The 13,636-nt window shown below is 34.4% G+C and carries 8 protein-coding genes and 2 pseudogenes; 3 read left to right on the top strand and 7 right to left on the bottom strand.

Going from position 1 to position 13,636, the window contains the following annotated elements:
- Nucleotides 1–146: 146 nt before the first annotated feature.
- The 6 genes and pseudogenes from P5P87_RS18045 to P5P87_RS18015 all read right to left on the bottom strand — a co-directional run bounded on the left by P5P87_RS18045 (nt 147) and on the right by P5P87_RS18015 (nt 8,628).
- A pseudogene (locus P5P87_RS18045) lies at nt 147–2,631 on the bottom strand (glycoside hydrolase family 2 TIM barrel-domain containing protein).
- A 78-nt stretch (nt 2,632–2,709) separates the two neighbouring features.
- Nucleotides 2,710–4,077, bottom strand: coding sequence for a hypothetical protein (locus tag P5P87_RS18035; protein WP_278020157.1), 1,368 nt, complete (start codon nt 4,075–4,077; stop codon nt 2,710–2,712).
- A gap of 2 nt (nt 4,078–4,079) precedes the next feature.
- Complete coding sequence (locus tag P5P87_RS18030; RefSeq protein WP_278020156.1) at nt 4,080–5,420, bottom strand: RagB/SusD family nutrient uptake outer membrane protein; 1,341 nt, start codon at nt 5,418–5,420, stop codon at nt 4,080–4,082.
- Nucleotides 5,407–5,676 carry a hypothetical protein gene (locus P5P87_RS18025; RefSeq protein WP_278020155.1) on the bottom strand — a complete coding sequence of 90 codons (270 nt, stop codon included), beginning with the start codon at nt 5,674–5,676 and terminating at the stop codon, nt 5,407–5,409. Before P5P87_RS18025 ends, P5P87_RS18030 begins: the two co-directional genes overlap by 14 nt.
- Before the next feature lie 11 nt (nt 5,677–5,687).
- Entirely contained in the window at nt 5,688–7,205 is a 1,518-nt protein-coding gene (locus tag P5P87_RS18020; protein ID WP_278020154.1) for a SusC/RagA family TonB-linked outer membrane protein, read from the bottom strand.
- The gene (locus tag P5P87_RS18015) at nt 7,192–8,628 is read right to left on the bottom strand and encodes a SusC/RagA family TonB-linked outer membrane protein (protein WP_278022812.1); all 1,437 of its coding nucleotides are present in this window, start codon (nt 8,626–8,628) and stop codon (nt 7,192–7,194) included. Before P5P87_RS18015 ends, P5P87_RS18020 begins: the two co-directional genes overlap by 14 nt.
- Before the next feature lie 801 nt (nt 8,629–9,429).
- Between P5P87_RS18015 and P5P87_RS18010 the strand changes: the two genes are divergently transcribed.
- Entirely contained in the window at nt 9,430–10,146 is a 717-nt protein-coding gene (locus tag P5P87_RS18010; protein ID WP_278020153.1) for an NUDIX hydrolase, read from the top strand.
- Nucleotides 10,147–10,181: 35 nt separating this feature from the next.
- Complete coding sequence (locus tag P5P87_RS18005; RefSeq protein WP_198855265.1) at nt 10,182–10,883, top strand: NUDIX hydrolase; 702 nt, start codon at nt 10,182–10,184, stop codon at nt 10,881–10,883.
- A gap of 41 nt (nt 10,884–10,924) precedes the next feature.
- Here the strand turns inward: P5P87_RS18005 and P5P87_RS18000 are convergent, their stop codons facing one another.
- A complete protein-coding gene (locus P5P87_RS18000; protein ID WP_198855264.1) occupies nt 10,925–11,158 on the bottom strand; it encodes a hypothetical protein in 234 nt (77 codons plus the stop codon).
- Nucleotides 11,159–11,632: 474 nt separating this feature from the next.
- On the opposite strand from P5P87_RS18000, the pseudogene lepA reads away from it, so the two are divergent.
- Nucleotides 11,633–13,430 (top strand): annotated as a pseudogene (gene lepA, locus P5P87_RS17995) (translation elongation factor 4).
- Nucleotides 13,431–13,636: the final 206 nt, after the last annotated feature.

Raw genomic sequence — 13,636 nt, 5'->3', positions numbered from 1 at the left:
TGGTTACTTTTTATTTTTTTTGCCACAGATTAAAAGGATTCGAAAGGATTTTTTCTTTTCTCTTTTCTCTCGCAGATTTAGCAGATCATTCAGATTTAAATCTTTTTAATCCTTTTAATCTGTGGCTATATTTAAAATTTCAAAAATTATTCTGTTGTGATTACAATTGTGGATTGTTTTAATCCGTTTGCTTTTGCTGTTAATTCCAATCTTCCCGATTTATCTCCAGATTGTACAATAACCAAACATTTTCCAGCCAAAGCGGTATGTTTAGTTCCTTTGTACGATTCATGGCTTACAGGATCTCCGCTGCAAACGCCTATAATTTTTCCATTTCCTTTTAAAGAGAAATTAATTTCGTTATTCGCATTTGGTGCAATCGTTCCTTTATCATCTAAAATATCAACTGTAATAAATGACAAATCGTTTTTATCTGCTTTTATAGTGTTTCTATCTGCAGTTAATTTTAATTGGGATGGATTTCCAGCTGTTTTGATTTCTTTTTCTAAAACTACCTTTCCATCTTTACGAGAAATGGCTTTTAGAGTTCCTGCTTCAAAAGGAATTCTCCACATTATGTGCAGATCGTCTCCTTTTTTGCTTCTTTTTCCAACTGATTTTCCGTTTACGAAAAGTTCAACCTCATCGGCTTTATTGTAGTATGCCCAAACATCAACAGTTTGTCCTGCTTTCCAATTCCAATGTGGGAAAATGTGCAGAACGGTTTTATCTGTCCATTCACTTTGGTACATATAATAAACGTCTTTCGGGAAACCGGCTAAATCTACAATTCCGAAATATGAACTTACCGATGGCCATTCGTATGGCGTTGGTTCTCCGATATAATCGAAACCTGTCCAAACGTACATTCCTGCCAAGAAATCGTGTTTTTTAATGACTTTCCAAGTTGCTTCGTGTGTAGAACCCCACGGAGTTTGAACTTGATCGTAAGCTGAAACCGTATTTCCAGGATTTCCACCTTCAAATTTTTTATCCCAACTAACTGGCCATTTTTTTATAGTATCTGAAACCGCATCATAATATCCTCTTGTCTGCAAACCTGAAGTGGTTTCAGTTGCAATAAAAGGCGTATTTGGAAAATTCTTTAAATGATACTCAAATGTCTGATGTGCATAATTGTATCCTATCAAATCTAAAACTCCAGATCCAGCAAGCGGATTAATCGAAACATTTTTTTTCTCAAATTGCAAAGTTACATCATCAATATTCATATTTACTGGCGGATTCATTCCTGCAGTAATTGGTCTTGTTTTATCGTATTGACGCGTAATTGCGACTAATTCTTTTGCAATTTCAATACCTGTTTCATTCCATTGTTCTGGAATTTCGTTTCCAATACTCCACATAAAAATACTAGCATGATTTCGGTCGCGCAACAATTGATCGATTAAGTCTTGTTTGTGCCATTTGTCCCAATCATTTGCATAATCGTATTTTGTTTTGTTTTGTTTCCACATATCAAAAGCTTCATCCATAACGATGAATCCCATTTTGTCGCAAAGCTGTAAAAGTTCTGGAGCAGGCGGATTATGTGAAGTTCTGATTCCGTTTACACCCATTTCTTTCAGAATTTCTAACTGACGTTCAATAGCACGCGTATTGATTGCAGAACCTAACGGACCTAAATCGTGGTGCATACAAACTCCTTTTATTTTGACTTGTTTTCCATTCAAAATAAAACCTTTGTTCAAATCGAATTTAAAATCTCTGATTCCGAAAGTGGTTTTGTATTGATCGATGATTTTATCGTCAAGCGAAATTTCGGTAACTGCTGTGTACAATTCTGGTTTTTCATCTGACCATAATGCAGGGTTTTCAACTTCGGCTGATTGCTTTACAATTTGATTTCCATTTGCACTGATTGTTATATCTTGAGTAACCGATGTTACTTTGGTATCTTCTTTAAAAATAGTTGTCGTTACTTTTGCCTTTTTATCTTCTTTATACTGATTTTTAATCGTTGTTTCAATATTTACTAAAGCTTTTTCAGCTGTAACTTTTGGAGTTGTAATGTAAGTTCCCCATTGTCCAACGTGCAGTTTATCTGTTGTTTCGATCCAGACATTTCTAAAAATTCCCGAACCAGAATACCAGCGTGAATTTGGTTGTTTTGAATTGTCAACCTTAACAATGATTTCGTTGTTTTTGTCTCCGTAATTTAAGTATGGAGTAATTTCATATTGAAAACCAATATATCCGTTTGGACGTTTTCCTAAATAATGTCCGTTTACCCAAACTTCGCTATTTCTGTAAACGCCGTCAAAAGTGATTGAAGTTATTTTTGTGCTGTCTTCTGCGAGCAACTTTAAATGTTTTTGTATACCAGCCTAAACCTCCGCTGAGCGATCCGCCTCCATATCCGGCAGGACTTTTTTCATCAAACTTTCCTTCGATACTCCAATCATGAGGAACGTCTAAAGTTCTCCATTTTGTTGAAGTTCCAATTGTATCTTTATCAACAATACTGTCATTAAGATGAAAGCTCCAATCTTCATTAAAAGAAACTTTTCGGTTACCAAATTTTTCGTCTACAGATTTTTTGCATGCTGTAAGTAATAGCAAGCTTGCAAAGAGTAATCCTATTTTTTTATGTGCAGTGGGCTTAAACATAATGTTTTTAAAATTTAATAACCTGAAAGCAGTTTTTAGGTCGCTTCCAAGTTATTAGTTAACCAAAATTTATTTCATTTAAGGGAGTATATAATGGAATACAAACCACTCGTCTTTTCCTGCATCATAAGAAGTTCCAAACCAAATACCTTTTGTAAGATAGTCATTATTGTAAGCTTTTACGACTTTAATAACATTGGTTGTTGGGTTCATCCAACTTCCTGAGTTTTGAATTAAGGTATTAGAACCCAAGTTAATTTCATTTTCAGCTTCATTTATTGTAAACAATCCAGTAGTTACTACACCATCTTGACTTCTTGTGTAGTTTAGTTTTCCTCCAAATTGATCAAAACGAATCCATGAATTACCTGCAGCTGCTGCCCAATCGTCATTCCATCCCCAGTTGTATGAACTTGAAGCTCCTGTTGTCCAACCTTTTCCTTTTCCTAACCAGTCAACTGGATTTCCGTTTCCGTCTAAAGCCCAAACTCTTCCTGTACCAGTACCTCCAGTAAGCATTTTTAATAATTCGCCTGGAGCAAAAGTTGGATTAAAACCTTCGTCATAAGTTGGTCCAGTTACTGGCGGTACGTAATTGTCTGCATATTCTTTTGAAACAAAATTCCAGATATACCACCATGGCCCTTCGCTGTTGGTTCTCATAATGGCAATTCTCAACTGGTTTTCAGTAAGTTTTAAGATTTTGATATTATTATTCCAGTTGCTTGCGTTTGCAATATAATTATCTGGTCTTAAAATTGTTGCTCCAGTTGTTGTTAAAGTATGCGTATTAATATCTAAGAAATAAGTACCGCTTTCTTTTAGAGTTCCGTCTGCTTCATTCACTTTCATAAACGGTCCTCCCTCTAGACTGAAGGTCATGGTTCTTCCCCAATGCATGTCTGCATCTGTACTTGAATTTGCATTACCTTCTGGCTCCCAGTTTGGTGTAAAATTATTCCATTCTACTGTTGTGCTAGGATCTGCATAAGACATTGCTCCAAGAGCCATACCGTATTTACCATTATCAGCAATCCATACTTTTTGTTTTCCTACTCCTCCAGACAGAGCTGTCCAAAGTTCATCGTTAACATAATTTAAATTATCTTCTGTTACTGTTACCGTTACTGGATCAAGTTCTACAATACCACCACCTGTAATAGCTGAAATTTTAATGGTATAATTTCCTTTAAAAGCATATTGTACTGTTTGTACTGCTTTATCCGATTTTCCTGTTACATAATCCCAGTTTAGTACAACTCCTGGTGTTGTGTTTTTTAAGATTACAGTATTTCCTCCTGGATCTTTTGCTAAATCCTGAGTAATTTCAAAATGTATATCCGATTTATCAATCGGGCCGTCTAAAGAGTAACTATCCGGCGAACAAGATGATACTAGCATTGCCAGCATCAATAATGAGGTGATGAATGATTTAATATTTTTCATTTTCATATGTTTTTAGTTAGAATTACCAGCCAGCATTTTGTTTTAACACTCCGTTCGACAATGTAATTTGTGTATTCGGAATTTGCTGTAATCCTTGTGTTGCTAGGATTTTTGCTTGCAGAAATAGTTTTAGTAACTGGACTTCCTCCGCTAAGAAGTTGAGTCGTTTCGGCAATTGTTGTAGAAGCTTTTCCAACTCCTTGACGCAATAAATCCCAATATCTAACTCCTTCTAGAGCAAACTCTAAATATCTTTCTTTCATAATATTATCACTATTCACAGCCAAAGAAGTAAAGTTTGTTTTGTAAGCTCTTCTTCTAACTTCATCAAAATAAGCTTGTGCATTACCGCTTCCTAATTCAGCGACCATTAATAATACATCAGCATATCTTAACACAACATAATCTTGAAACTGGCTGATATCCCAAAACTGACTTCCCATAGTTAACGGAAGGTCTTTTCCATCTTTATCTACCATTGGAGAATATTTTTTGTTGTAGTAACCAGTGTATTCTCTTTGGTTATTTAATTTATCAAATGGTATTTTTTCTTCTGTGATTCCAATTACAGTTGCTGTACGTCTTGTATCATTAGCCGCGTAAGCATTATACAATTTAGAATTTACAGTCACACCCCAGCCGCGTCCGTATGGATAAGAAGAAAACTCTCTCATTCCGAACATTACTAGCCAGTGGTTACCGTCAGTATTTCCGTTATAATCACTTGTGTAAGTATATTTTATAGAAAACACAAATTCTTTATTGTCTTCACCAGCATATTTATCAACTGAAGCTGCAGGCCAAAGTGTAGAAAAATCATCAACCAAAGCATGTCCGCTTCCTGCTATAACATCTTCTAAGTGTTGTAATGCCTGTGCTTTTGTAACTACACCAACCAAATCAGATTTTCCGTAGTATCCTGTGTAATACAAGTAAACACGTCCAAGTAGCGATTTTGCCGCCCATTTAGTAACACGTCCGCTAGTTGTTGCATTGTAAGCTACTGAAGGTAAATTGTTTGCGACAAAAACTAAATCTTCTGCAATTACTTTATAGACATCATCTGGATTTGCTTGTGGAATGTTGTCTGTTGAAGGCTCTGTCAAAAGAGGAATATTACCCCATAAACGTACCATTTCAAAATACAAATAAGCTCTAATAAATCTTGTTTCAGACTCATAAGTTTTTCTCAAAGTCGTATCGCCTTCCCAGTCAATTTGATCCATTTTCTGTAAAAGAACATTACAACGGTAAAGTGCTTTGTAGTAACCAATCCAGTTACCATTTAACATATCAACATCTGATGGAGAACGTGTAATATCGAATTCATCAATAGCGAGCATAATTGTATCCGTCTGAATTTCCAGTTCCTCCAAAACAATCATCAGACATAATTTCACTCACTACAGGAACTCCCATTCCCGAAGCTCCAGTCGCTACTTGCATTCCGTCATAACATCCTACCAATGCAGTATAAGCATCGTCTTTATTTTTGTAAAAATTTGTATCTGTTTGCTGTGTCAAAGGTTCTGTTTCTAGACTGCAAGAACCTAGAGAAAGTAAACTAAAACAGAAAATATATAAATATGTATTTTTCATTTTTTTATTTATTAAAGTTTAACATTTAATCCCATCATGAATGTTCTTGGTCTTGGGTAGTAACCTACGTCAACACCTGATGAAAACTTTTGGTCAGTATTTGATGAACCGAATCCAATTTCAGGATCCATTCCATCATATTTTGTAAAGGTATATAGGTTTAGAACAGAGAAATAAAGTCTAAACTGACTTGCGAAAAAAGGTTTCGATTGTTTCATTTTTGCTAAATCAAATCCTAATGTAACGGTATTAATTCTTAAGAAGTCACCATCTTGAACATATAAATCTGAAAATTGCGTAAAGTTTCTATTGTCTTCTGTTACTCTTGGCATTGTATTAGAAGAACCTTCACCATGCCAACGTCCTAAAATTGCTGATGTGTAATTTCCGTAAGCTCCAGCTTGATTTCTGTATGATTGTACAATTTGGTTTCCAGCTACTCCATTCGCGTTAAGCGAGAAGTCGAAAGCTTTATAACTTGCTGACAAAGAGAATCCGTAAGTAAAATCTGGATTCGGGTTTCCGATACTTGTTTTATCAGAAGCATCAATTTTGTCATCTCCGTTTGTATTTACATAAATAATATCTCCAGGTGCTGCATTTGGCTGTAATACTACACCGTTTGCTGATTTATAATTATCAATCTGAGCTTGATTTTGGAAAACCCCGCCTGTTTTGTATCCCCAGAAATATCCTAACGGATGTCCGTTTTCTGCTCTATAGAATTCTCCAGCATTGTCATAAAGTTCGTTGCTCAAACCGTGAATGATTCCATCAGAAGTAGGTATTTGTCCAACTGTGTTTTTATTGTAAGCACCGTTTGCACTAATGCTGTAATTAAAATCTCCAATTTTGTTTTGGTAATTTAAGCTCAACTCTACCCCTTTGTTTACTACATCTCCTCCGTTGATAAACGGCGGATTTGCACCAGCAGTAGCTAAGATTGGAGCTAGAATTAACCAATCTTTGTTTGTCTTTTTGTACACATCGAAGTTTACACTTAATGCATTGTCTAAAAATCTTGCGTCAAAACCAAGGTCAATCTGCTCTGAAGTTTCCCATTTTAAACTAGGATTCGCTAAATTTTCAAGATAAGCACCTGGAGTAAGAACTCCTTCTTCATTACCAAAAGTATAATTAGTAGTGTTTGATTTTACTAATGCTAAGTATTGGAAAGGACGAATACTTTGGTTACCAACTTGTCCCCAGCTTCCTCTAAATTTAAGGAAATTGAATACTTTAGAATCTTTCAAAAATTCTTCGTTTGATGCAATCCAACCTGCAGAAACAGATGGAAAATAACCCCATTGATTTCCTGGTGCAAATTTTGAAGAACCATCAGCTCTAAGCGTTGCACTTAACAAGTAAGTTTCTCTGTAGTTATAATTTAATCTTCCGAAGTATGACATTAATTTGTTCTCGTACTTACTTCCTTTCATACTCATTTTAGCACCATCTTTATTGGTAGTGTTATCTAACCAAGCATGTTCTAAATCGTTAAAAACTGAATCTGCGTTAGTCTGCTTCAATAGAAGTTACATTATAAGTGATGTAAGAAGAACCTGCTAATGCTTCAAAATGATGATTTTCTCCTGCATTAAATTTATAAGTCAATAAGTTATCCCAGTTAATGCTTCTGCTCTTGTTCATGTTTTGATTCACTCTGTCAAAAGCATTGTTTGCATAAATAGATAAACTGTAAATTGGAGAATAAGAGTGTCCTTCATTTACATTATAGTCAAGACCTAAAGTAGTTTTGAAAGTTAAATTCTTAATTGGCTCAATCTGCAAGTAAACATTTCCTAACAATTTTTGGCTGTCACTTTCATTCTGATTGTTATAAACCATCATCGCATATGGGTTTGATACTCCTGTCAACCAAGGCTCTGTACTTTTTGTTGTATCAAAATAATTTCCGTTTGCATCATACATTGGTAATAATGGAGTCGCTTGAAAAGCACTTCTCAAAGAGTTATTATATTGATTTCCAACTCCAATTCCGTTTTTATCCACATGAGCAAAACTTATATTTTCACCCAATGTCACTACATCTTTGTATAATTTATGTTCTGAGTTGAATCTGAAATTGTATCGTTGATAATTTGATAAATCTTTTCCTCCAACAACACCTTCTTGGCCTAAATAAGATAAAGAGGTAGAATAAACAGAAGTTTCTGAACCTCCAGAAGCACCAAATGCAAAGTTTTTAGTCGCTGCATTTTCAGTCAGCATCTTCTCCATCCAATTGGTTCCAGATCCTAAAGCTGCAATTTGATCGTTTGTAAAATATGGATTTTTACCTGAGTTTACAGCCGCTTCATTTAATATTGTCGCATATTCTTTTGCATCTAGTAAATCTACTTTTCTTGCTACAGACTGCACACCATAATATTGGTCAAAAGTAATTTGGCCCGGAGCACCACGTTTTCCTTTTTTAGTAGTTACTAAAACAACTCCATTAGACGCTTGAGATCCGTAGATAGCAGCCGAAGCCGCATCTTTTAAAACCGAAATCGATTCGATATCTGCATTATTTAAATATGAAATATCTCCAGTCAAAACGCCATCAACTACATACAAAGGATTACTTCCTGCAGTAGAACCAACACCTCTAATTACAACATTTAAGCTTTCGCCTGGCTGTCCTGATGTAGAAGTAATTTGAAGTCCCGCAGCTTGTCCTTGAAGTGCCTGAAGCGCATTTGTAGTATTGGTTTTTACAAGACTCTCGCCACTTACCTGCGAAACAGCATTGGTTACCATTGCTTTTTTCTGAGAACCATATCCGATTACTACAATTTCTTTAAGTTCTGCCGTTTCTGGATTCAAAACTACATTAACCGTTTTTTGAGCTCCAACAGTAATATTCTGTGTTTTGAAACCCACAAAAGAGATTGCTAAAACATCTCCTGTTTTAGCCTCAATTTTATATTTTCCATCAAAATCGCTAATAGTACTCGATTTTGTTCCCTGTACTTGTACAGTTGCTCCGGAATTCCAAATCCGTCTTCGGAAGAGGTAATTGTCCCACTTACAGTTTTGGATTCTTGAGCAAATCCAAACTGCATCATAAATACGCTAAGCAAGCACCGCCATAAAATATGGAAGCTTTGTTGTTTTAATACAATTTTTGCTTTTCATAATAAGAATTGATTAAGTTTAAGTTATAGTTAGTGTTTTTTTACCTTAGGAGAAATCCGGAAAAACTTCCCAAGCAGGTCGTGCCAAAAATGAGGGCCTGAATCTCATTTCTAACATTTAATACTTGCAGACTATAAACAACTTCAAAATCGATTCTTTGGGCAAAATTTGATGATGGTAATCGCATCAAAAAGCTATTTAAATCAATTTTTATAAAAAACATTTGTGGTAAGTTTAAGTTAAGTGTAAGTTTGTTCTTTTTTTGCTTATGGTCAGTTTGAATTTATCTTATGGTAAATTTGACTACAAGTGTAAAACAAATTTTCTATATTAACAAAATATTAAGGTTATTTTTTTCAATTCTGATTAATCCTAATTCATTTTTATTAATGTTGTAAAATCCAAACAAGAATTGAAATAAAAAATATAGAAAAGCCAACGTTTTATAAAATTGACAATCAGCTGTTTAAGAAATAATTTAAAAAGAGAACTTTTTTAGCACATTTTTAAACACCTGATTATCAAAATTTTATTTCGTTAAAAAAAATATAAGTCTTTCAAAAAGGTTAGTAATGATTTTATTTATTTAATTTGTCAAAATTTATCTCACATATGGTTGAAAATGTAGAAGACAAAACTGCTCTAAAAAATGAAAACAGTGCGATGAATGCCATCACGATTGACTGTGTTATTTTTGGATTTGATAAAGGCAGCCTTGAAGTGCTTTTGGTGCAGCATGCTGAAGGAATCAGTAAAGGAAAATGGGGACTTCCGGGTGGATGGATTTATAAAAAAGAAAGTACCGACAACGCCGCTCATCGTTTGCTGAATGAGCTTACGGGTCTTGATAATATTTATCTGGAACAGTTGAAAGCATTTGGAGATCCAGATCGTTTTCCGCTACGACGCGTTATCACAATTGGATATTATGCGCTAGTAAAAAGAGAAGATTATAACATTAAAGCAGGTTTTACGGCTTCGGACGCAAAATGGTATAAAATCAATGAAATTCCAGATTTGATTTACGATCACAATGAAATTTTAGATTATAGCATAAAACATCTTAGAAGTAGAGTTCGCCAAACACCTATTGGTTTTAACTTATTGCCAGAAAAATTTACTCTATTACAATTAATGCATTTGTATGGAGAAATTTTAGGAATTGAAATGGATAAACCAAACTTTAGAAGAAAAATTCTTCATATGAAACTTCTGGTTGCATTAGACGAAAAACAACAAGATGTATCGCACAGAGTCGCACAATTGTATAAGTTTGATCCAGAAATTTATAAAAAACTAACTGAAAAAGGATTCAATTTTGAATTCTAATTTTCAATACAAATTAATAATACGATAATAATAAATTGACTGAAATAACCACTAATCAACATAAACCAGCCGTAGACGGAATCACAATTGACTGCGTTTTCTTTGGTTTTAACAAAGAGAGTCTAGAAGTTCTCTTGGTTCAGCACGCTCAAGGCGAAAGTATCGGTAAATGGGGGTTACTTGGCGGATGGCTTCAAGCTGATGAAAGTGCCGATGATGCCGCACAACGTATTTTACAGGAACTTACTGGACTTGAAGATATTTATCTAGAACAGCTAAAAGCCTTTACAAATCCGAAGCGTGTTTTAGAAAGACGTGTTGTCACTATTGGCTATTATACATTGGTTAATCGTGAAGATTATAATATTAAAGCCAGTTTACGAGTTATTGAAGCAAAATGGTATAAAATAAATGAGATTCCTGATTTGATTTTTGATCATAACGAAATCCTGAATGTCAGTTTAATGCAATTGCGTAATCGGGTGCGTCAAGCTCCAATCGGATTTAATCTTCTGCCAGAAAAATTTACTTTATTACAATTAATGCATTTATACGAGGAAATTCTCGGAATTGAATTGGATAAGTCCAATTTTAGAAGAAAAATTCTTCATATGAAACTGCTGACAGAATTGGATGAAAAACAAAAAGACGTTTCGCATAGAGCCGCAAAACTCTACAAATTTGATGACGAAATGTATAAAAAACTAACTCAAAAAGGATTCAATTTTGAGTATTAACAAAACAGCCTAAAGAAAATCTTTAGGCTGTTTCTTATTTTTTACGGAATGCAGACGATTATTACATTACAATAACCTCCGACAATGCCGGGAAACTTAGAAGGATCTTCTGTTCCAGAATTAGCGGCAACTCCTTGGCCACTTGGACAGATTGATGTTGGCACACCATTTCTTGGTCCGCATACTGTTCCCAATGTTCCTCCTGTAATACTTTTCATTTGTTCTCTGGTAAGCTTTTCATACTTTTGAGTAAGCTTTGTGATTTCTTTTTCCATAATTCTTGGGGTTTAATTAGTAAATAAACATTTCATTAGTATTCTTGAATTTGAATTGTCCTGTACACTGACATTTCAAAAAAAATATATGAAACCAAAAGGAGATCAATCTTATGGTTAAAATGACTACAAGTTTAATCAAATTAATCCAAAGTGACAATTATTCGTACAAAAAATACATTTTCATCACCAAAATGTTTATTTCACCATTATTTACTAAATTTTAATTCCGTCAATCTTAATCAAATAAAATATTCTTCAAGTTTTAACCTCAAAAAACAATAGGAAAGCAAAAAGTTTAAAAGCTGAAAAACAGGTTTTTGACTTCTGTATTCAAAATCGAGCAACTAAATTCCAGAATCCAAAACTTTGCGCTATCTTTGCGCCTTAACAACACGTTATAAAGCAATTGTTTTATCGTGTTTTATTCCCAAAAAAAACACTAAAACTCGATTAGAGAACTGATATATACAAATGAAGAAGATACGTAATTTTTGCATTATTGCACACATTGACCATGGTAAAAGTACATTAGCAGACCGATTACTAAGTGCTACACAAACCGTTACAGCTCGTGAAGAAAAAGCGCAATTGCTTGACAACATGGACTTGGAGCGCGAGCGTGGAATTACCATTAAGAGTCATGCCATTCAGATGGAATACAAATACAAAGGCGAAGAATATATCTTAAACTTAATTGATACTCCTGGACACGTTGACTTTTCGTACGAAGTTTCAAGATCGATTGCTGCCTGCGAAGGTGCGCTTTTGATTGTAGATGCTTGCGCAAAGTATCCAGGCACAAACAATTTCAAACTTATATTTAGCTCTTGAAAACGACTTGGAAATTATTCCAGTTTTAAACAAAGTCGATTTGCCAAGTGCTAATCCAGAAGAAGTTAGTGATGATATTATCGATTTACTTGGTTGTAAATTAGAAGATATTATTCACGCGTCAGGAAAAACTGGTTTTGGTGTTGAGAACATTCTTGTTGCCATTATCGAAAAAATTCCTGCTCCAAAAGGTAATCCAGAAGAACCATTGCAAGCTTTGATTTTTGACTCGGTTTACAATCCATTCCGTGGAATCGAGGTAATCTTTAGAGTTGTAAACGGTGAAATCAAAAAAGGCCAGAAAATTAAATTCATGGCTACTGACAACGAATATTTTGCTGACGAAATTGGAACTTTAAAATTAAATCAGGTTCCTAAAAATGTAGTTTCGGCAGGAGATGTTGGTTACTTGATTTCTGGAATTAAAGAAGCTCGTGAAGTAAAAGTGGGTGATACAATTACAGATGCAAAAGTTCCAACAACTAATATGGTTGCTGGTTTTGAGGATGTAAAACCAATGGTATTCGCAGGTATTTATCCTGTTGACACAGAAGATTATGAAGATTTACGTTCTTCAATGGAAAAATTACAGTTGAATGATGCTTCACTAGTATTTACACCTGAAAGTTCTGCAGCATTAGGATTTGGTTTCCGTTGCGGATTCTTAGGAATGCTTCACATGGAAATTATTCAAGAACGTTTAGAGCGCGAGTTCGACATGACTGTAATTACAACAGTTCCTAACGTTTCGTATTTGGCTTACACGAAGAAACATCCAGAAACGGCAATCGTTGTAAACAATCCTTCAGATTTACCAGAGCCTTCAAAATTGGATAGAGTTGAAGAGCCATTTATTAAAGCTACTATCATTACAAAATCTGACTTTGTTGGAAACGTAATGAGTTTATGTATTGAAAAACGTGGTTTAATTACCAACCAAACCTACTTAACAACTGAACGTGTTGAATTGAACTTTGACATGCCTTTGGCAGAAATTGTATTCGATTTTTATGATCGTTTAAAAACAGTTTCTAAAGGTTATGCTTCTTTTGATTATTCTCCTATCGGAATGAGAACTTCGAAATTAGTTAAATTGGACGTTCTTTTGAATGCTCAGACAGTTGATGCTCTTTCAGCATTGATCCACGAAGATAACGCTTACAATATCGGTAAAAAAATGACTGAGAAATTACGTGAATTAATCCCAAGACAGCAATTTGATATTCCGATTCAGGCGGCAATTGGAGCTAAAATTATCGCTCGTGAAACGATTAAAGCACTTCGTAAAGACGTTACCGCAAAATGTTACGGTGGAGATATTTCGCGTAAGCGTAAACTTCTTGAAAAACAGAAAAAAGGTAAAAAACGTATGCGCCAGGTAGGAAACGTTGAGATTCCGCAAGAAGCATTTATGGCTGTTTTGAAATTGAATGACTAAGTTTTTCTTTTTAGAGAATAGAAGAAAGAAACAAGAATATAGATTAAACCCGATAACGAAAGTTGTCGGGTTTTTTATTTGAATATAATCCATTTCTTATCTTTTAAAATTTGTAAGCCAAAACTTATAATTTATGAAATTATTAACTTAATCGCTTGTTTTTTAACGCTTTCAGATAAATTTAAAGTTAATTTTAAGATAAAATT

The organism is Flavobacterium ginsengisoli (assembly GCF_029625315.1).
In the GTDB taxonomy this organism is placed as follows: Bacteria; Bacteroidota; Bacteroidia; order Flavobacteriales; family Flavobacteriaceae; genus Flavobacterium; species Flavobacterium ginsengisoli.
This window is presented reverse-complemented; position numbering and strand designations above follow the sequence as displayed.